At 41.6% G+C, this 21421-nt stretch carries 19 protein-coding genes; 16 read left to right on the top strand and 3 right to left on the bottom strand.

The window, feature by feature from the left end:
* Nucleotides 1-12: 12 nt before the first annotated feature.
* The 5 genes from ACDZ28_RS04480 (at nt 13) to ACDZ28_RS04460 (ending at nt 5894) form a co-directional block, all read left to right on the top strand.
* Nucleotides 13-1272, top strand: a complete 1260-nt coding sequence (locus ACDZ28_RS04480; RefSeq protein WP_375104110.1) for an extracellular solute-binding protein — start codon at nt 13-15, stop codon at nt 1270-1272.
* A 202-nt stretch (nt 1273-1474) separates the two neighbouring features.
* Nucleotides 1475-2881 carry a carbohydrate ABC transporter substrate-binding protein gene (locus ACDZ28_RS04475; RefSeq protein WP_339288216.1) on the top strand — a complete coding sequence of 469 codons (1407 nt, stop codon included), beginning with the start codon at nt 1475-1477 and terminating at the stop codon, nt 2879-2881.
* 62 nt (nt 2882-2943) lie between these two features.
* Nucleotides 2944-3930: a sugar ABC transporter permease gene (locus ACDZ28_RS04470; RefSeq protein ID WP_339267342.1), complete on the top strand. Its 987-nt coding sequence runs from the start codon at nt 2944-2946 to the stop codon at nt 3928-3930.
* On the top strand, nt 3920-4774 hold the full coding sequence (locus tag ACDZ28_RS04465; protein WP_042131138.1) for a carbohydrate ABC transporter permease: 855 nt from the start codon (nt 3920-3922) through the stop codon (nt 4772-4774). Before ACDZ28_RS04470 ends, ACDZ28_RS04465 begins: the two co-directional genes overlap by 11 nt.
* A 154-nt stretch (nt 4775-4928) precedes the next feature.
* The gene (locus tag ACDZ28_RS04460; protein WP_339288212.1) at nt 4929-5894 is read left to right on the top strand and encodes a glycoside hydrolase family 43 protein; all 966 of its coding nucleotides are present in this window, start codon (nt 4929-4931) and stop codon (nt 5892-5894) included.
* 498 nt (nt 5895-6392) lie between these two features.
* On the opposite strand, the gene ACDZ28_RS04455 is transcribed toward ACDZ28_RS04460, so the two are convergent.
* Nucleotides 6393-6551, bottom strand: coding sequence for a hypothetical protein (locus ACDZ28_RS04455; protein ID WP_170880364.1), 159 nt, complete (start codon nt 6549-6551; stop codon nt 6393-6395).
* Nucleotides 6552-7069: 518 nt separating this feature from the next.
* On the opposite strand from ACDZ28_RS04455, the gene ACDZ28_RS04450 reads away from it, so the two are divergent.
* From ACDZ28_RS04450 to ACDZ28_RS04435, 4 genes are all read left to right on the top strand, one after another.
* On the top strand, nt 7070-7981 hold the full coding sequence (locus ACDZ28_RS04450) for an NAD(P)/FAD-dependent oxidoreductase (RefSeq protein WP_375104109.1): 912 nt from the start codon (nt 7070-7072) through the stop codon (nt 7979-7981).
* Between the two features lie 100 nt (nt 7982-8081).
* A complete protein-coding gene (locus ACDZ28_RS04445) occupies nt 8082-8582 on the top strand; it encodes an isochorismatase family protein (protein WP_339291487.1) in 501 nt (166 codons plus the stop codon).
* A 105-nt stretch (nt 8583-8687) separates the two neighbouring features.
* Nucleotides 8688-9356: a Type 1 glutamine amidotransferase-like domain-containing protein gene (locus ACDZ28_RS04440; protein ID WP_076300934.1), complete on the top strand. Its 669-nt coding sequence runs from the start codon at nt 8688-8690 to the stop codon at nt 9354-9356.
* Nucleotides 9357-9571: 215 nt separating this feature from the next.
* Nucleotides 9572-10060: a DUF2199 domain-containing protein gene (locus ACDZ28_RS04435; protein WP_076120972.1), complete on the top strand. Its 489-nt coding sequence runs from the start codon at nt 9572-9574 to the stop codon at nt 10058-10060.
* A 438-nt stretch (nt 10061-10498) separates the two neighbouring features.
* Here the strand turns inward: ACDZ28_RS04435 and ACDZ28_RS04430 are convergent, their stop codons facing one another.
* Complete coding sequence (locus ACDZ28_RS04430; RefSeq protein WP_170880363.1) at nt 10499-10648, bottom strand: hypothetical protein; 150 nt, start codon at nt 10646-10648, stop codon at nt 10499-10501.
* A gap of 23 nt (nt 10649-10671) precedes the next feature.
* Between ACDZ28_RS04430 and yidC the strand changes: the two genes are divergently transcribed.
* From yidC to ACDZ28_RS04410, 4 genes are all read left to right on the top strand, one after another.
* Nucleotides 10672-11514: a membrane protein insertase YidC gene (yidC, locus tag ACDZ28_RS04425; protein ID WP_042132504.1), complete on the top strand. Its 843-nt coding sequence runs from the start codon at nt 10672-10674 to the stop codon at nt 11512-11514.
* Between the two features lie 330 nt (nt 11515-11844).
* Nucleotides 11845-12195 carry a DUF6678 family protein gene (locus ACDZ28_RS04420; RefSeq protein ID WP_052414747.1) on the top strand — a complete coding sequence of 117 codons (351 nt, stop codon included), beginning with the start codon at nt 11845-11847 and terminating at the stop codon, nt 12193-12195.
* Between the two features lie 372 nt (nt 12196-12567).
* Entirely contained in the window at nt 12568-12972 is a 405-nt protein-coding gene (locus ACDZ28_RS04415) for a GNAT family N-acetyltransferase (RefSeq protein WP_038573410.1), read from the top strand.
* Nucleotides 12973-13717: 745 nt separating this feature from the next.
* Nucleotides 13718-17233 carry an alpha-amylase family glycosyl hydrolase gene (locus tag ACDZ28_RS04410; protein WP_375104108.1) on the top strand — a complete coding sequence of 1172 codons (3516 nt, stop codon included), beginning with the start codon at nt 13718-13720 and terminating at the stop codon, nt 17231-17233.
* Between the two features lie 82 nt (nt 17234-17315).
* On the opposite strand, the gene ACDZ28_RS04405 is transcribed toward ACDZ28_RS04410, so the two are convergent.
* Nucleotides 17316-17912, bottom strand: a complete 597-nt coding sequence (locus tag ACDZ28_RS04405; protein WP_375104107.1) for a YdeI family protein — start codon at nt 17910-17912, stop codon at nt 17316-17318.
* 170 nt (nt 17913-18082) lie between these two features.
* Between ACDZ28_RS04405 and ACDZ28_RS04400 the strand changes: the two genes are divergently transcribed.
* The 3 genes from ACDZ28_RS04400 (at nt 18083) to ahpF (ending at nt 21298) form a co-directional block, all read left to right on the top strand.
* Nucleotides 18083-18961, top strand: a complete 879-nt coding sequence (locus ACDZ28_RS04400) for an aminoglycoside phosphotransferase family protein (protein WP_375105307.1) — start codon at nt 18083-18085, stop codon at nt 18959-18961.
* Nucleotides 18962-19190: 229 nt separating this feature from the next.
* Nucleotides 19191-19754 carry an alkyl hydroperoxide reductase subunit C gene (gene ahpC, locus ACDZ28_RS04395; protein ID WP_042131127.1) on the top strand — a complete coding sequence of 188 codons (564 nt, stop codon included), beginning with the start codon at nt 19191-19193 and terminating at the stop codon, nt 19752-19754.
* A gap of 14 nt (nt 19755-19768) precedes the next feature.
* Nucleotides 19769-21298, top strand: a complete 1530-nt coding sequence (gene ahpF, locus ACDZ28_RS04390) for an alkyl hydroperoxide reductase subunit F (protein ID WP_042131126.1) — start codon at nt 19769-19771, stop codon at nt 21296-21298.
* Nucleotides 21299-21421: the final 123 nt, after the last annotated feature.

Genomic DNA, 21421 nt, shown 5'->3' with positions numbered 1-21421 from the left:
CTTTTCTTAACATTGTTGTTGATAACAACAGCTTGCAATGGGGACCAAGGGAATAGCACCAAGAGCGACGGCGAGAAGATCACTTTAAAAATGATGCATCTGTGGCCGGATAGCAATAACTCCGCGCAAAACAAAATGGTGAAAGCAATCATCAAAGAATTTGAAGAAGCTAATCCGAATATCACCATCAAGACGGAAGTTCTTGAAAATGAGCAGTATAAAAGCAAACTGAAGGTGCTTGCCGCATCTAATGATCTACCGGACATCGGATTCACCTGGGCGGCAGGCTTTATGGATCCTTATGTTAGAGGAAACAAGCTTGCAGCCGTAGACGATCTTTTACAGGATGAGCTGAAGGGGAAATTCGTAGCCGGTACGACGGAGGGATATTCCTTTGATGGGAAGACATATGCTCTTCCTGTCGAACTGAACATAGTCCCAGTCTATTATAATAAAGAGATATTTTCAGAATTCAATTTACAGCCTCCCCAGACCTTGGATGATCTCAAAGCGATCATTCGAACACTAAATAACAATGGTATAACACCTGTTACTCTTGGTGGCAAGGACGGTTGGCCGGCTTCCTTTTGGTACATGTATCTAGCTGATCGTATTGGGGGACCCAACCTGATGGATAAGGCTGTTGCGGATCAGGACTTCACAGACCCTTCCTTGCTAGAGGCGGCAAGACAAGTGCAAGAGCTGGTAAACTTGAACACATTCATCAAAGGTTACAACGGCTTATCCAATGATGAAGCCAAGGTACAGTTCATGAATGGAAAGTCAGCCATGTTCGTAACAGGGACTTGGGAGCTGCCGGATTTTACGACCACTACGGATATAGCCCAAGAATTTAAAGTCAACATCGGTTATTTCAAGTTCCCGACAGTTGTAGGCGGCAAAGGCAACGTGGATGATTGGGTCGGTGGTCCGGGTACTGGATTGTTCGTTTCCAAGAATTCTAAGCATGCTCTCGAAGCCAAAAAATTCGTCAGCTTTTTCGTTCAAAAGTGGGGAGAGCATTCTGTTGTCAATGCTGGCGTAATCCCGGCTACCAAAGTAGATACTGCGACCATCAAGCTACCGCAAATGTTCATTGATCTTTTAAACGAGTTAAATAAGGCAAATAAAGTAACTCTTTATCTGGATACACAAATGAAACCCGTCGCTTCTACTATACACATGAACCAGATTCAGGCATTGTTCGGCGAAGCAGTCACGCCAGAAGAATTCATTAAGAAACAGGATGATGCGCTAAAAGCGGATAAGTAATGATCAAAAATATAAACAGATAATGGAGACGCCAAGGTACAGATGCCTTGATGTCTCTTTTTTTTTGCGTTGTATAGAACTGAATCTAAAAATAGTGGAAGTTTTCCTAAAGAGGGTGTCCTTATGCTAGAGAATCATAGGCTCTATAATTATGTATGCGGTTACATAAAACCGAGGATCAATATAAAAGGGGAGGCAAAGTATGAAAAGTATGAAACGTAGTTTAGTGGGGATCTCTACATTGCTCGTGATGTCATCTGCTCTCGCAGCATGTGGTGGGAACTCAAATTCCAACTCATCTAGCCCAAGTTCAGCGCCTGCACCAGCAGCCAATACTACCGAAGCTCCAGCAAAAGGAACAGGTGAGAAAGTCACCATCAATCTTTGGAGCTTTACGGACGAAATTCCTAACATGACTAAGAAGTATCTGGAAATCCATCCTGACGCAAATGTAGAGTTCAAAACTACAGTTATCGCAACCACTGACGGAGCTTATCAGCCTGCTCTTGATCAGGCTCTGACAGCTGGAGGCAAAGATGCCCCTGACATTTTTGCAGCTGAATCAGCATTTGTGCTCAAGTATACACAAGGCGACGCCTCAAGCTATGCAGCCAACTATTCTGATATAGGCCTTGATGACCAAATGGTTAAAGACGCTGGCATCGCCCAATACTCGGTTGACATCGGTAGTCTAGACGGTAAATTGAAAGCCCTCGGCTATCAAGCGACTGGCGGCGCTTTTATCTATCGCCGCTCCATTGCGAAGGAAGTTTTTGGAACAGATGATCCAGCCACCATCAAGAATGAAATTGGACCAGGCTGGGATAAATTCTACGATGCAGCTGCGAAGCTGAAAGCTAAAGGATACGGCATCGTTTCCGGTGACGGAGATATCTGGCATCCAATCGAGAACAGCTCGGACAAGGGTTGGCTTGTTGATGGTAAGCTTCATATCGATCCGAAGCGCGAAGAGTTCCTGGATCTCTCTAAAAAGCTGAAAGACAATGGCTATCATAACGATACGACAGACTGGACGGAAGCATGGTATGCGGATATGTCCGGTACCGGCGCCCAACCGATCTTCGGTTTCTTCGGTCCTGCTTGGCTCATCAACTACGTGATGAACGGTCAAGTAAAAGACACGAATGGCGACTGGGCGGTTTCCGAACCACCAACAGGCTTCTTCTGGGGTGGCACTTGGCTGCTTGCCAACAAAGACGTCACGAAGGATGAGGCCAAGAAACAGGCTGTTGCGGACTTTGTGAAGTGGGTTACACTCGACACCTCAGAAACGGGACTCCAATATTACTGGGCTAACGGTACCATGAAGGAAGGCGAGCAAGGAACCAAGGACAGCGTTGCATCCTCAGTTGTGATGTCGAAGTCAAACGGTGAAGTTCCACTGCTCGGTGGTCAAAATATGTTCGATGTGTTTGTACCGGCCAATGCAAACGCTTCAGGTAAGAACTTGACCCAGTACGACGAAACAATCAACAAGCTCTGGCGTGATCAAGTACGTGAATACACCGCGGGCAACAAGGACCGTGCCAAAGCGATCGAAACCTTTAAGCAACAAGTCAAAGACCAACTTGGCATTGAAAGCGAATAAGAAGGATTCGGAGGGGCGGGGGAGTAATCCCGCCCCTTCATATCAACTAAAGAGGTGAGAGCATGCGCCGCAAAAATGTGAACTATTCGAAATACGGTTATATTTTTACCTTCCCGTTTGTCCTTGCATTTCTGATTTTCTCACTGTATCCCATTTTATATACCGCAGTCATTGGATTCACAGATATGAAAGGAATAATACCCAAACCAATCCATATTCTTGATAATCCTTTTCAAAACTTCAAAGATCTTCTCTTTGATAATCCCTCATTCCGGAAGTCTTTGTTCAATACCGGATTGCTCTGGATTACTAACTTTGTTCCCCAGATGCTTCTCGCGCTCTTGCTAACCGCATGGTTCACGAATAAGCGTCTTAACATAAAGGGACAAGGCTTGTTCAAGATTCTGCTCTATATGCCTAATATCATCACTGCTAGTACGATTGCCGTGTTGTTCAGCACTTTATTCGCCTATCCGATGGGTCCTGTAAACAGTTTGTTTCAAATGTTGGGATGGACAGACGCTCCAGTGTTCTTCCTGCAGGATAAGACGACTGCACGGGGCATTGTCGCGTTCATCCAGTTCTGGATGTGGTACGGCAACACCATGATCGTCCTGATCGCTGGCGTTATGGGTATAAATCCTGCGCTCTTCGAGTCCGCATCGATTGACGGGGCGAACGGGTTTCAAACCTTCTTCCGCATCACACTGCCGAGTCTGCGTACGATATTGCTGTTCACATTGATTACATCTATGGTGGGTGGTTTGACCATGTTCGATATTCCGCAATTATTCCTTGCAGGCGGACCGGACGATTCTACGCTTACCACGTCTATGTTTATCTATGGGCAAGCATTCAAGGGCAGCTATATGTACAATCGTGCTGCAGCAGCGAGCATGATCATGTTCTTGATTTCGGCGATATTGGCTGGAATCCTGTTCTATGTGATGCGTGACCGCGATGCGTCAAGACTTAAAAAAATAGAAAAGCAAAAGTATAGAAAAGCTGCTATAGCAGCCCGTGAGGGAGGCGTAACACATGGCAAATAATCAGAAAAGCGGAACCGTTAACCGAAAGATAAATAAGACGATTATCTATGTGGTTTGCATCTCTTTGGCGGTACTCAGTATTCTGCCATTTTGGGTCATGTTTGTAAATGCCACACGCTCTACACCGGAAATCCAAAGTGGTCTTTCACTGCTTCCTTCGAGCCATATGATGAGCAATCTGCAAGTATTGCTCGATAAGAGCTTTGATCCGCTTCAAGGGTTCATGAATTCATTCATTATCGCCAGTTCTGCAACCCTCTGCACAGTCTATTTCTCGTCCTTGGCGGCCTATGGGCTCGTAACCTACAGCTGGAAGCTACGGGGGCCATTCTTTACCTTTATCATGTGCGTGATGATGATTCCTTCCCAGGCAAGCGCTATCGGATTCTATCAGTTCATGTATAAGTTACATTGGACCAACAATTTTCTTCCGCTGATTCTACCAGCGATTGCTGCACCGGCGGTAGTGTTCTTTATGCGCCAATACCTTCTTGCAACTCTGTCGATAGAGATCGTGGAAGCTGCACGCGTAGATGGATCTGGAGAGTTCTTTACATTCAACCGGATCATCTTACCGTTGATGATGCCAGCAGTAGCAACACAAGCTATCTTTGCCTTTGTAGCCAATTGGAACAACCTGTTCATGCCGCTGATATTGCTAACGCAGAAGGAGAAATACACCATGCCGATCATGGTAAGCTTGCTCCGAGGTGATATCTACAAGATGGAGTTCGGCTCGATTTATATGGGGCTGGCTTTAACAGCTTTACCGCTGTTTGTGGTTTACTTCCTGTTATCCAGATACATTATTGCGGGCGTAGCGCTCGGAGGCGTCAAAGAATAACCTCGGCTGCTGGCTTCGAATAAGGGCAGCACCGTGGAATTAATTTATTCCAATCTAGGCCTGTTGATTAGCTAAAAATACCCTGAAAGAGACTTATTGTACCTTTTTTTGGCTAATCAACAGGCGTAATCTCAATGAGGAGGAGAATCCTATTATGGCAACCCCAAATGAGCCGTTAGTTACCCATCTCTATACAGCCGATCCCTCCGCTCATGTATTTGAGGGCAAGCTGTATATTTACCCATCCCATGATATCGACCATGGTGGACCTACAAATGATAATGGTGACCAATATGCGATGGAAGATTATCATGTGTTTTCCTTGGAAGATCCTACATCCCCCTGTGTAGATCACGGAGAGGCACTTCATCTTCGGGATGTGCCTTGGGCTTCGAAGCAAATGTGGGCGCCAGATGCCGCATACCGGCAGGGGACATATTATTTGTTTTTCCCGGCCCGGGATAAGGAGGGGATCTTCCGCATCGGAGTGGCTACGTCAGCTTCACCATCGGGTCCTTTTCAGGCTCAAGAAAGCTATATAGAAGGTAGCTTCAGCATCGATCCCGCTGTATTCGTGGACGAGGATGAAAGAGCCTATATGTATTTTGGCGGCTTATGGGGCGGACAATTAGAAAAGTGGCAGGACGGTATTTTTCAGCAAGATGCGGTAGAAAAGAGCCCAGAGGAGCCGGCTTATGGTCCTTGGGTGGGTGAGCTGAGTGAAGACATGCTGGCATTTAAATCTGCCCCTCAGGAAATCATTATTACTGATGAAGAGGGAAACCCAATTCTTGCGGGTGATGAGGACAGGAGGTATTTCGAGGGTCCATGGATGCACAAGTATCAGGGGAAATATTATCTCTCATACTCCACGGGTACAACCCATAAGATCGTCTACGCGGTAAGTGATAAGCCTTGCGGACCCTTTGTCTTCCAAGGGACGATCCTGAATCCAGTCATCGGCTGGACGACCCATCATTCCATCGTGGAATTTAACGAGAAATGGTATTTGTTCTACCATGACGCATCTTTGTCTGGCGGCGTAGATCATAAACGCAGTATGAAATTTACAGAGCTACATTATGAGGAAGACGGCAGAATCCGGCCGGTAATACTCTAATTGAAGGTAGAGCCTCCCTTTTTATAGGGTGTATTATGAAATAACTTAAGGATGTCTTGGAGCTAATACTTCTGAGACATCCTTATTTGTTGTTTTATATTTCGTCAGGGCCCTATGATTTTAGAAGGTAAATAGCATCCTCTAATATTGTATTCATTTTGCAGGGCTATCGCCCTATGGATCACAGATGTATAATCATGGAATAAAACGCAAAGGATTTGAAGCGATGAAATTTTATCTGGTTATTATTCAAGTCTTATATTTATTATCTCTAATTCCTTGGTTCGCAATTTGGGGATTATCCTTTATGGTTTTTGACAATGGGATCTCAGCATGGGGAATATCAATAATGATAATTGTTTCATTGTATCCAGTTGCTGTTGTTATTTGTTCGATTTTATCTTGGTTCTTTAGGGTTAGATTTAAATCTTTAACTATCTTTTTTATTAGTGCTATTCCGTTATTGTGGGTGATTACGCTAGGAGCTATATTAATTGGTTATTGAAGTACAAACTGACCGCTAGCTTTGTATTTGTTGTTTTTAGTTTCCCATGTAAAAGTCCCATGGACTAAACTATATCCGCCTTCTGTTGCGTACTTTTTCCAGTATTGATGGAATCGGCCCTTTTCATCGATCTCAGCAGAATAGTCAGCCATAAATTGTAGCTTATTAACTAATGTTCCTTGTTCTAAACGATATACATAGACTTGGGTATTGGAAGGAAAATAGTCTACAAGTATAGCTACATGTTTTTCATTTGGTGATTTGGTAATAAGCTTAATTGAAGCGTCATCTTCTTCATAGGCTACGTTTGTATTAATAAGTACAACAACATTTTTAGAATTAACTAAAAATAAATTTCCGGAGTCCGTAAGTATTATGTTTTCGTCTTTTTTGTCCCCGTTCAGGTCCGCTGTCTTAATGAGGCGTATGACTTCCTTTGGATATTTTTTCAGCAGGATAGACTTTGCATGATTAGACTCAGAATACTATAGGCGGTTATGAAGGGGCAATGATTGAATAGAATAAATTCTTGCCTTTTATATATATTGAGGTTATTATGGATTCGTGAAGTCTTTAATTAAAACGAAGTGAGGTTCGTTCTTTTTTTGAGACTATAATGGACAATATAAGTCTTTAATATCTGTAATATAAATTGAAAAGTGAAGGAAGAATGAAAATGAATTACGATTGTGCGATTATCGGCGGAGGACCGGCAGGTCTCAATGCTGCTTTGGTGCTAGGCAGGGCAAGAAAAAACGTTGTTGTTATTGATGAAGGACGCGCCCGGAATAGGGTTACTCGAGAAACACATGGCTTTCTTACTAGAGATCCTATAAGTCCAAGCGATTTTAGACGAATTGCGAAGGAGCAGATAAGTGCCTATCCATCCGTTACTTTTGCGGAAGATACCGCTATATCGATTACGGGAACCGATGGTGATTTTCAAATTTCGACTGTTCAGGGTCAGACCTATCGAAGTAAAAAGCTGCTCTTTGCGATAGGAATGAAGGATCTTCCGATGGAAATTAAGGGGCTCTCAGATGTGTATGGCAAAAGCGCCTTTATCTGCCCTTATTGTGATGGATGGGAGCTAAGAGATCAGCCTCTTGTAGTAATTGTTAAGGGAGCGGATGCAACGCATATGACCCAAGTGATATCTGGTTGGACGAATAACATTACCATATGTACTAATGGATCTGATGACTTGACGAATGCACAATGCGAGGAACTTCAACAACATAACATTCCGGTCTATGATTTGCCGATTCAATCGATCGAATCTGACAATGGTATGGTACAGCAAGTTGTGCTGAAGGATGGTACTAGCATCGTATGTACAGGGATATTTTTCAGACCAAAGCTAATGATCGGATCAGATTTGCCGCAAGCCATCGGTTGCGAGATCACAGAAGCTGGAACAGTTATTGTCGATAATCTCGGTAAAACGAACGTTCCAGGCGTTTATAGTGCCGGTGATGCAGCAACACATCTTCATCAAGCCATTATTGCCGCTTCTATGGGTTCCTTAGCTGGGGTGGGCATTAACAACGAACTAAATGAAGAGGAATGGCGTAACATCTGATGCTATTGTACAAAATAGTCTAATTCATTTATTCCCTTGAGCTGAACTTACATCCAGATTAATATAGAAACTATATTTGTTCTGAGAGGGGTAGTTTAAAATAAAAGTTGGATTCCTAATTATTGATATGCAAAACCTTTTCTTACACGATCATATGGAGAAGTTAAATGTAAGCCAGGCTTGTGAATACATTAATCATGTGTCGGGGTTACTTCGTGCAAAAGACCAAATTGTCGTTCATATAAAAGACGTGGAAGGGGCAAACGCAGATACGGATCCAGAAGCAAGAAATATTATTCCGGAAATTACAGTGTTACCTACGGATATCCAGATAGAAAAAGAGTTCTCTAATGCTTTTTGGAAAACAGATTTGGAACAGGTGCTACGTGAACATGGTGTTGAATTTATTATCGTTGCAGGCTTCGCTGCAGAACACTGTATAACCTTTACTATAAACGGTGCACAAGAAAGAGGCTTTCAAGCAGCCATTCTTCAAAAGGGTATCCTTAGCACACAGCCAGATGCCATTAACTCGATTTACCGTGATCGGCATATGATCTCTTACCCGGTGATCGAATTTTTAATGGAGACCATTGCTTGAGATTCTACTAACAGAAGCTATTGTTTATAATTGGAGTTACGTATTAGATAACTAATATGTAACTCCATTTTATAATTGTAAAAATACATATGGAGGTAATTAAGTTTGAGTACTCACTACTATCTCAGTTGGTTTAATAATTTTTTTCCAGAGAAGCTGGTCCATTGTTTGCATGAGGATATACAAGACAGAAAATCGCTTGTTATGATTAGCGCTGAACCGTCTGGTTATACAGGTGAGCAAATTAACATTGATGATGTTTCTGAATGTACATGGTTAAATCAGGCTAACATTATTTTTGATGAATATCATTTCATTGATTACCGCATGCAGAAGGAAGATGCTCAGCGATTAATTCACAACGCTTCTGTCATTTTTTTATGCGGTGGAGATCCTGTTTTGCAAAACGATTTTTTGGCCGATTATGAATTATCAAATGTTATTAAGAACAGCAATGCCGTTATAATGGGTGCCAGCGCCGGTGCGATAAACATGGCTGCAAAATGGTTATGCTTGAAAAACACTGGCAATGAAGTTGAAACAAGTACTATTTATGATGGTATTGGCTTTGATCATTTTGCCTATGAATCTCATTCTAAACGCGACTACGCTACGTTTGTTCAAGGTTACCTGTTCCCCTTGTCTGAAGAGATTGATGTTTATGCGGCAGAACAGGAGAGTGCAATGCGTGTAAAGGACGGAAAAATAGAAATAATGGGTCCTGTATATTTAATTTCCCACTCTAAGATTCAGAAATTGGTTGAGACGCTCTAATTAGGCTTACAGCGAATCATCTCAGGTTTTTAAAATCCCCAGGACTTATTGTTGGGCAAAAATGATAAATTTTTTAGACCGCCTTCAATGGCGGTCTTTCTATGTCCGGCAGATGCTAGCTGCCCATTTTATTGAAGTAAGGGGCAGGATAACTCAGTAATTTCGCGAATAAGACGCTATAAGAAATCAGCGAGAAACTATAAGGAGCAGAAAACATGAAATGCCCTCACTGTAACAACGAATTAAATGAACTTCCTTTATGTTACGGAAGTGAAGCACCCTATTATTTTCACACTGTACCAGAAGAGAAAAGAACAGAATTAATTAGAGATTTTTGTGTAATTGATGAACAGCATTTCTTTATTAGAGGACATATTGAAATACCAATAATTGATAGTAAAGAGAAATTTATATGGAGTGTTTGGGTTTCTCTTAGTGAAGAGAACTTTTTGAAATCTAATGAATTACTGCACGTAGAGGGAAGGGAAACTGAAAAACCTTATTTTGGTTGGTTATCGACTGAACTTTCAATATATCCAATAACCACATTATCGTTAAAGACAATGGTACATACACAAGAAGTTGGTGCTGTTCCGTTAATAGAATTAGAACAAACGAATCATCCACTTGCAGTTGAACAAAGAGAAGGAATTACAATGGGGAGAGTTAAAGAAATTGCTCATTTAATAAATCATAGTCTGTAAGAGAAGAATTTGAAAGAAAGTATGGTCGAAAAAGCTGCCGTGCCGACAGCTTATAAAATCGTATCTACGCCGCGTTACTGCTCTCCTTGGTCTACTAAGCGGTTTTCGGTGAGGCGTAATCAGCAGATAACCCCGCAAGGCTAAATCCATTGGACTCGGTGCGTAATGTCGATTAAGCTAGCGGGGCACATTAGTGGAATAGCGGTTGCTTCGGCAGCCTTTTTTTTATTTGTTCAACTAACGGGCAGGTTAGTGAAACCACACAGTTTTCTTAAACGTATAATCATTATTCAAATTTTTTCCAATACTGCTCATACAGAGGTGAACTTGACTGGAGCATTTTTATGACTTGGTTCAATTGGCGTTCTCGATCGCTCTCATCTATTCCTTAGTGTCAATTCCATTCACCTTTTTTTCTACACAAGAGATTCACTGGGGTTACGAAATTGCTCCAGCCGGTTTAACTTGGTTTGTGGCTGTCAGACTGTCACAACCGAGCAGCATTCTGCGGTGGATAGTACGTACTGCCAGACGAAGAGAAGCACCTAATGAAGAAGACCATAGTCCTTCCCCACATTGATATTCCATACTTTCAATTAGGGAGGACAACGATGAAAAAGATTTTGTTGTTTCAAAAATGGGCCAAGCCCATTCTCGTCATGTTGATTGGAGTTATTCCGATCATTGTGCTCAGCGGGTGTTCGACAGCATCCCATTCAAACTCGATTAATGCCGATTCAGCAGGGGTATTTAACCACTTTTTTATTTATCCATTTTCGATCTTGATCAAATTCTTTGCGAATGCATTTCACGGAAACTACGGATTATCGATCGTGCTGATGACTTTCATCATCAGACTCGCGATCATGCCGCTCATGATGAATCAAACCAAGAAACAAATGGACATGAAAGAAAAGATGGCCGTCCTCCAGCCGGAGTTAACTGCACTTAAGGAGAAGTATAAGAACGACGTCAGTGCGGATGCAAAAAAACAACAGCAAGTCGAGATGATGCAGCTCTACCAGAAGCATCAATTTAATCCCTTAAATATGGGGTGTTTACCGATGCTTCTTCAATGGCCGATCACCCTCGCATTTTACTACGCCATTCGTCGTACCCCAGAGATTGCAGCGGACGATTTTCTGTGGTTTAGCTTGGGGAAAACAGATATGATTTTGCCGCTTATTGCCGCTGCGGTGTATTACGTTCAGTTCCGCGTGTCTCAATCCGTTTCAGCGCAGTATCAGCAAAATCAAAATAACCAAATGGCTTTCATCGGATTGTTGTCACCGATTATGATGGGTGTATTTTCTTTTCAGATGCCCGCCGCGTTACCATTATATTGGGCAGTTGGCGGTATATTCATTATCGTGCAAACGATCATACTCAATAAAATGTACACGAAGCCAAATGTAGCGAGTAAAAACTTACCCACCGGTGTAGAAGATTTATAAAATTGAACCAGGTCATAAAACAATACTAAATACAAGGCATCTGAGGCGCGACCTCAGATGCTCTGTTTTTATGTTGGCGGCTCGTTAACGGGGGACATAGTTCAACATAATGAGAAAAGTGAAAGGGCCATCCCACAAAAGGATGGCCCTAAAACTTACCGTTACAGACAGCGCGGAGAACCGTATCATAAATAACGATTAAGCTAATGGGAAACTATAGCTCAATAACATCAGAACGAAGCTGCCGACTTGAATCGGCAGCTTTGTTCTGCTAACGGGCAGTTTTGTACAAGAGAAAATGATAAGCTGGAATAAACACTTGCAGTACTGATGGGAGAAAAAGGTGAATATATGGATTCAAATGAACTAAAACCTTTAATGAACAACACAAAATGGGAAGAAATAAGACAAGCAATGCTCAACTATGCCTTTCCAACCAAATGGAGAACTAAAGACATTGATACTGGCTATATCAGCCTTTGGGATGGAGATTGGTATTACCATTATTCAGATGGTGGCTACAAATTTATTGAGTGGTTAGAAATTCATGCTGAAGATGACTTGATAAAAACTGATTTAATTCAATTCCTCAAAAAAATACATGTTCCAGGTGAAGTAACTACCGACTCCATCATAATTTATGGATATAACAAAACTAATGAATTCATTGATTATATTTGAATAATTACACCAACGGGTAGCGTTAGCTCAAATACGATTAGGCAGCCGTCAGTCAACGTCATCAGCTGCCTTTATTCAACTAACGGGCAGATTAACGCTATAAACCTCTTAGGATTAGTATGCTTAGGTAAAAGAAGTATTCTCAAGAATTCTCTAGTGTAAATAAATACAAATTACACTTCAGTTAATCCATTATCTATACATATTTTTAAGAGTATATTGAGGTAAATAAAGTAATTATTCACTTTGATAAATCCGAAATTGCTATGTCGGTATTATTTTATGGCTTCTTAAGGATTGCAAATCCATCGACAAATGGGAGTTTAAAACAGATGTTGTGCCGTAGTTAGTTTTATGAAAGGAAGGTATAGAATGAGCATTTATTACGCTTCAAGCAAAGAGGATATCACTAAGGATGCACTCCAAGAGTTATTTCTTTCGGTAGAATGGGAGTCTGGCAAGTATCCAAACGAGCTTTTACAAGCAATCGGAGGGTCTCATTCAATTGTTACCGCTTGGGAAGGAGGAAAGCTTGTCGGTTTAATAAATGCTTTGTCAGATGGTGTTTTAACGGTATATTTTCATTATATGCTTATTAATCCGAGTTATCAGAGTATCGGTATAGGTAAGGAAATGATGAATATAATGCTTGATAGATATAAAGGGTGTAAAACAAAAGTATTAATTTCTTATCCTCATGCAGTGGATTTCTATAATAAATTTGGCTTTAATACAGAGGATGGAGCTACACCAATGTTTATCTCAGAGTTGATATGATTGATGGTATAATTTTTGTATACAAATAATTACATAAATTAAATCCTTATAAAAAGGGATGAGCAATATGGCAAATATCGAGCACTTACAGACCGTGAATGTTCCAGCTTCAACGGTCAATCATTCTTCGTCAGATGAAATGGGTGGAAGTGACCTCATTTTATCGCGTATGTAATTATAACTGGGCTATTTTTTTGTACAGTCTTAAACAGTATTGCGAAGAAGGGAGGGTCTTCCGTATCATTAACGGAAGTTTTAGAACCATTGAAAACACGGATGGGTGAATAAAGTACATGATCCCGAGAACTGATTTCGGAAGTACTGGGTAAGTACGAAGAAGTTGTCACCCAAGTCTTGATAATCATTCGTTCAACAAACGGGAAACTATAGTTCTATAAATAGCGGTAGTTTAAAATTTTTAAAATGCCTTGAACAACTGATGAATGAAAACGATTGAACTTTTGAAATTAGACCACTAAATTTATATATTTTTAGCCTAAAAGATGCATTGACCCGGAAAAGGTTGGAGCCTATAATCATAAACAGGGAAAATTCATTAGATATAGAGCTATCTGTAACCTGAGGATTTCTCAACAATCCTATTTGTAAACGCATACAATGAGGTTTTTCCATGTTTTCTTAGAAGGAGGAGATTGTATAAGTTAGATTGTTTCTTTTTTTCTCATTTTTGCAAACGTTTGCACAATGGATTTTGCACTTAAAAATTAATGAGGAGGTTATTTATTTGGTACGTAAACAATCTAGGCGGTTTGTTTCTTGGTTGATCATTTTTTCGCTTATTTTTAGTTTATTCGGTTTATCCGGCGGGGCTTCAGCCAGCAACACTGATTATACAGTCTCTTATACGAACTCCACAGCATCTGCTGTAACACTACATTGGACCACGAATAACTGGACGAATATTACCGACACGGTCATGACTAAAAATGGGACCACATTTACGGCCAACCTCAATGTTCAGGAGGGCGCCACACTTATATATTGTTATCACATCACAGCCCCAACGGATAGTTGGGACAGCAACGGAGGGAAGAACTGGACGGTTGTTATTCCGGTTGCTGGTAAATACGAAGCTGAGAGCGCAGCCTTGTCAGGTGGCGCAAAAATAAATACGAATCACACCGGATATACTGGCACCGGTTTTGTTGATGGATACACAACTACAGGAGCAACAACCACCTTTAACGTTCAGTCTTCTGCTGCAGGTGACTATAACGCAACGCTCCACTATGCCAATGCGACGGGCAGTGCCAAGAAAGTTTCTATTTATGTGAATGGAGTAAAGGTAAAGCAGACCACTTTAGCGAACTTGGCAAACTGGGATGAATGGGGGGACCAAACAGAAACGCTCTCCTTACAAGCAGGCAATAATACGATCGCTTACAAATATGACTCGGATGATACTGGGAATATAAATATTGACTATGTAACTCTCTCAAACGCACCAACACCAACATCTACCGCAACACCAACACCAACACCAACACCAACACCAACACCGACCGTAACACCAACTCCTACACCAACGCCAACGCCGACCTTAACACCAACTGCAACTCCTACACCAACGCCGACCCCAACTGTGACGCCAACCCCAACGCCAACTACGGCTGGCTTAACGGTTCATTTTAAGAAACCAGCAAATTGGAGTTCAACGATCCGAATTCATTACTGGAATCTGAGTCCGTCAACGGTTCCAACAAGCGGGGCTTGGCCGGGAATTCTGATGAAATCGGACGGAAATGACTGGTACAGCTATACTATTTCCAACGCTACTGGCACAAGCCTTATCTTCAATGATGGCAACGGCAAACAGACTGCTGACTTGTCCCGCAGTGTAAAAGAGGGCTGGTATTCTTCAGATAACGTATGGTATGACGCTAATCCGGAAATTCCGAAGATTCCTGTGATTTCAGTCTCTCCTACGCCGAAAACATATGATTCTGCTCAAACTGTGAAGCTCTCCAGTATCAATACTGGCGATAAAATCTACTATACGACAGACGGGTCGACCCCTACGACAGCTTCTACCTTGTACACGACACCAATTCAAGTAGCCTCTACTACAACTATTAAGGCTTTTGGTGTTAACTCCTTAGGTCAAGCAGGCAGTGTAGGCACTTTTGCTTATGTCATTGACCTAAATCTCGACCTGCAAGCCCCAACCATAACAGCTAATCTACCTGTTGGGAATTCAAGCTCTGCGGTTACCGTCTCTTTTAATATAAAAGATAACAAAGCAGCAACGACCACAGCATATTACACAGATAATGGTACGGAACCAACTACTAGTTCAAATCTCTATATCTCTGGCAATGCTTTAACTGCTCTGGCAGGACCGTCCATTCTTATTAATAAGACGACGACACTGAAATTCTTGGTGGTCGACGGTGCCGGAAATGAAACGAAACAGAGCTTTGTCTATACGATTGGAAATAAAGGCGATTTCCGTGAAGACACCATATATTTCGTGATTACTTCACGATTCTATGATGGTGATCCGAGTAATAACGTGCATTCATGGGAGGATGCCAAGGCAGGCAATCCGGATTCAGACCCAGCTTGGAGAGGTGACTTTAAAGGACTGATTCAAAAGCTCGACTACATTAAAGCGCTCGGATTCAGTGCTATTTGGATTACCCCAGTTGTGCAGAATGCCAGCGGGTATGATTATCATGGCTATCATGCGATTAATTTTTCCAAAGTAGATCCAAGGTATGAGTCAGCAGGAGCTTCATATCAGGAATTAATTAATGCAGCTCATGCCAAAGGGATAAAGGTAATTCAGGATGTTGTTGTAAATCATACCGGTAATTTTGGGGAAGAGAATCTGTTGCCTATGTTCAAGAAAGATCCGACTGCAGCGGACACCGTAAATAACATGCTTAAAATTACGGATAAACTGCCAGCTAACTATGATACGATGACCCCTGATCAGCAATATCAGGCCAGACTCGCAATCATGAAAAATGCGGAAACCAACAATAACATGTATCATACTGAAAAAAGTCTTTCCTGGGAATCTTACACTGTACAGACAGGACAGATTGCAGGAGACGCCGTAGACTTGAATACGGAAAACCCTGTAGTGAATCAGTATCTAATTGACAGCTATAATCAGTATATTGATATGGGTGTTGATGCTTTCCGGGTCGATACTGTGAAGCATGTGAGCCGGTATATTTTTAACAAATACTTTGTTCCTGCCTGGAAAACAAGAGGGGGCTCAAACTTCTTTGTCTTTGGTGAAGTGGCTACTCGGTATAGAGATGTATGGAATAGTGGAATTCCGGCAATATCGACTCCATTCTATACATGGAAAAGCTCGAAAGCCTATCCGGGTGACGGACAAAATGACTACGCTTCCAACAAGCTGTCAGTAGAACAAGAGTGGGCAGATAACTCTACTACAGCGGGGCAACCAACCTCAAATAATGCTTTTTTAATAGGCAATAATTATCATGCACCTGACTATTCGATGAAATCGGGTATGGATGTTATTGACTTCCCAATGCATTGGGCATTCAAGACTGCACAGGAAGCATTCAGTATGAAGAGCGGTGATCAGTACTATAACGATGCTACTTGGAATGTAACTTATGTTGACTCTCATGACTATGCACCTGACCAAGCCCCAGAGAATCAACGATTTGCAGGGACACAAGACACTTGGGCTGAGAATCTCTCGCTGATGTTCACCTTCCGGGGAATACCTGCGATCTATTATGGTTCTGAAATCGAGTTTAAAAAAGGATCAGTCATCGATGTAGGTCCAAATGCACCTCTAAGCTCAACAGGGCGTGCTTACTTTGGAGATCATATTGAGGGTAGCGTTACGGTACAGGACTACGGTAAGTATACAAATGCTACTGGCACACTTGCCGATTCCTTGAACTATCCTTTGGCAAAACATATCAGACAACTCAATTTAATCAGAAGAGCTGTTCCAGCCTTGCAAAAAGGCCAGTATTCCACAGAAAATGTATCCGGTGATTTGGCATTTAAAAGAAGATATACTGACAGCGCGAAAGGTATTGATAGCTTTGCGTTAGTTACGATCTCAGGAAATGCGACATTTACCGGAATTCCGAATGGAACTTACGTGGATGCGGTGACTGGCGATACCAAAAACGTTACTAACGGCACAATTACTCTGGTATGCTCCGGAAAAGGAAATGCAAGAGTGTATGTATTGAACGGTAGCGGTGGAATTGGAGTAACCGGAACCTACCTGAAGTAGAATAAAGTCTTTTAGTAAAAAGAGAAGAAGCAACCTCAGTTCGGATTGTTCACCGATCTAAGGTTGCTTCTTCATATACAACTTAATCATTCAATCCTTTACCATCCAGAATTTGCGGAATCCATTTCTCAACCCTAGACACACGGGTTTTGGATTGCTTGGGTTCCGAAAAATGATGAAGGTATGCTCTTTGCCGCCCGGGCGTTAAGGCTTCAAAAGCGTTTTTCAAGGCAGGTTGTTCATCGAGTTTAGTTTGAAATTCATCAGGAATGATGAAATCTGTATTCTTTTTAAATTCCACTTCCAAACCAGCTTTTTCAATTTCGATGGCTTCATAAATATAGTCTTTTATGATGCTTTCTTTTTCAAGGATCTCTTGAACGTTGGTGAACCGGATCTGTCGTGCAGCTTGCACATTCTCCGTTTGTTGAATCAGAATCCCATGGGTATCCTTTAATAAGACACCTTTATGAAACAGCAGTGCAATATATTCTTTAAATCCATGGATTAAGACAATGTTTTTGTTCTCAAACGTATAACAAGGATGCATCCACTTAAAATCTTCGGTCAACAACTCACTGTCAAGAACGATATTTCGCAACGTCTCGTATTCTTCCTGCCACTGTTTTACTTTTCTTAAGAATCCGTCCACCTTAGCGTTGGTTCTGCTATTTGTCATTAAGGAACACCCTTCTTCCTCGTAATTATATTAAGCTTTCTACTTGCTTAGCTTGTCCCTTTTACGACCGATCTAATTGCATAGTTTGCATATAGACACTAGTAAAGCTAACATAATATTAGATGTCTCTTTTGGAAATGGCTAGTAAAACTTATGTTAGCGAGGTATTTATGAATACAATTACCGTCGATTTAGTTGCAAGATTAATTAATGAACAATTTCCCGCGTGGTCCGATTTAGAGATTAGACCAGTAAAATTCAGTGGGAATGATAATCGAACGTTTCATTTAGGCGAGCATATGAGCGTGAGGTTACCAAGTGCAGCAGCTTATGCTCCACAAGTAGAGAAAGAGCAACTATGGTTGCCCATATTAAGTAAAGAACTCACGTTACCTATTCAAATACCATTAGCCAAAGGGAAGCCTAACGAAGAATATCCATTGCCGTGGTCTATCAATAAGTGGGTAGAGGGTGAAACATTAACGTACCAAAATATTAATAATCTTAATCAGTTTGCAAGAGATTTGGGAGCATTCTTAATAGAGTTACAATCTATTGATGCTAGTGGAGGACCTGTAGCAGGAGAGCATAATTTCTATAGAGGTGGACCTTTAGCTGTATATGATGAAGAGTCTAGACATGCGATTGAGCATAATAAAGATATTTTTAATGAGAAGCTATTGAGAGGAATCTGGGAACTGGCATTAGCTTCTAAATGGAATTCCAAGCCGGTTTGGATTCATGGAGATATTGCGCCAGGGAATTTACTAGTCAAAGATGGAAAGCTGTGTGCAGTCATTGATTTCGGAATCTTGGGTGTAGGCGATCCTGCTTGTGATGCGGCAATGGCATGGACCTTTTTTGATGAGGATAGCAGAAAGGTGTTCAAGGATGTATTACAGATGGATGAAGAGACTTGGAATAGAGCAAGAGGATGGGCTTTATGGAAGGCGTTAATCACATATAATGGAAATCGATATTCTACCCCAAAGGCAGCGAGGGAGTCCTTAAAAATAATCAACCTCATAGCAGGTGACTTCGAATTGTAGAAATTGCCCTACATAAAACGCCTAAACTAACCCATACTAGTTCATAAGTATGATAATTTATGAACATTTAGCGACTGACAACGATTATCATATTAGAATTATTATAAATAACTTGACAGGCCTTAATTTGGTTAATTATAATAATTACAAATAGTATTCAGATATGTGATGTTTGCAGATTTGAATATTGTATCCACAAAAAATAAAACTTAAAGGAGATTTAAATAATATGTCACTTATCGGAACAGAAGTCCTACCATTTAAAGCAAGCGCATTTCAAGATGGGAAATTCATCGATGTTACAGAAGAAAACTTTAAAGGTAAATGGAGTGTAGTTTGCTTCTATCCAGCTGACTTTACATTCGTATGCCCAACTGAACTTGAAGATCTGCAGAACCAATATGAAACCCTGAAACAACTGGGTGTTGAAGTATATTCCGTTTCCACAGATACTCACTTTACACATAAAGCATGGCATGAAAGCTCTGCAGCCATCGGCAAGGTAAAATACATTATGATCGGCGATCCTTCTCATGTGATTTCCCGCAACTTTGATGTTCTGATCGAAGCTGACGGTCTTGCTGATCGTGGTACATTCATCATTGATCCAGACGGTATTATCCAAACCGTTGAAATTAACGCTGGTGGTATTGGTCGCGATGCTAGTGCACTTGTTAACAAAATCAAAGCAGCACAATATGTACGCAATCATCCAGGTGAAGTTTGCCCAGCAAAATGGTCCGAAGGTGCAGAAACGCTTAAACCAAGTCTCGATCTTGTAGGTAAGATTTAAGGAGCGAAAGCTAAATGAAATTAGATCAAGAAATCAAAGCTCAACTAGCTCAATACCTAGAACTCTTGGAAGGCGACGTAGTACTGAAAATCAGTGCAGGCTCTGACGAAGCATCTCAAGAGATGGAAGCGCTGGTTGATGAAATTGCCAAAATGTCAGCTAGGATCACGGTAGAAAAAACCGAACTGCCTAGAACCCCAAGCTTTAGCGTAAATCGTGTGGGTGAAGATACAGGCGTTACCTTTGCTGGAACTCCGCTAGGACATGAGTTTACTTCATTAGTGTTGGCTCTATTGCAAGTTAGCGGAAGAGCACCTAAGGTTGAGCAAAGTGTTATTGATCAGATCAAGAGCATTAGTGGCGAATATAAGTTTGAAACTTATGTCAGCCTAAGCTGTCATAATTGCCCTGATGTTGTACAAGCACTGAACCTAATGAGTATCTTCAATCCTGGCATTACCCATACTATGATTGACGGCGGAGTGTTCAAAGAAGAGGTAGAACGCAAAGAAATTATGTCTGTTCCAAGCGTTTACCTTAACGGTGAATTTTTCGAAAGCGGTCGTATGACGGTTGAAGAAATTCTGGCTAAAATGGGTAGTACTGTGGATGCATCAGAGTTTGACAACAAAGCTCCTTATGATGTACTTGTTGTTGGCGGTGGCCCAGCAGGTGCAAGTGCAGCAATTTATGCGGCACGTAAAGGGATTCGCACAGGGATTGTCGCTGAACGCTTAGGCGGTCAGGTCAACGATACCCTTGGCATTGAGAACTTTATCAGTGTTAATTACATTGAAGGTCCTCAGCTAGTGGCTAAACTTGAAGAGCAAGTGAAAGAGTACGGTATTGATGTGATGAAGTTACAACGTGCCACACGTTTAGATAAGAATGATTTAATTGAAGTTGAGCTCGAGAACGGTGCTGTTCTAAAGAGTAAGACGGTCATCCTGTCGACAGGTGCTCGTTGGCGCAATATGGGTGTGCCTGGTGAAGCTGAATTCAAGAATAAAGGCGTAGCCTACTGCCCACACTGTGACGGTCCTTTATTTACAGGCAAAGATGTTGCCGTTGTCGGCGGCGGTAATTCAGGGATTGAAGCAGCGATTGACCTTGCGGGTATAGTGAAGCATGTAACGGTTCTGGAGTTTGCTCCAGAGCTCAAAGCGGATGCTGTACTGCAAGATCGTCTCTACAGCCTACCTAACGTTACTGTGCTTAAGAACGTGCAAACGAAAGAAATTACTGGAACGGATAAGGTAGATGGTATTTCTTATATCGATCGTGCGACAGAAGAAACTCACCATATTGAATTACAGGGTGTGTTTGTACAGATCGGTTTGGTTCCGAACACAGATTGGTTAGGTGACATGGTTGAACGTACTCGCGTTGGCGAGATCGTTGTAGATAGCCATGGTGCCACAAATGTACCAGGAGTATTTGCTGCTGGCGATTGCACTAATAGTGCTTATAAACAAATCATCATTTCGATGGGATCAGGTGCAACAGCAGCTTTAGGTGCATTTGATTATCTGATCCGTAACTAATCGATACTGTTAATAAAAGCAAGAAATCAAAAGCCCTCACTTCAAAGTGGGGGCTTTTGTTATGTTATCCGTATGTTGTATGAGAAAAAAGGGGATTTGTAAACTTTTTTGGAGGATTTTATG

This window comes from Paenibacillus sp. RS8, assembly GCF_041956825.1.
Classification (GTDB): domain Bacteria; phylum Bacillota; class Bacilli; order Paenibacillales; family Paenibacillaceae; genus Paenibacillus_AQ.
The sequence above is the reverse complement of the archived record's forward strand: the minus strand, read 5'-3'. Positions and strand labels throughout refer to the sequence as shown.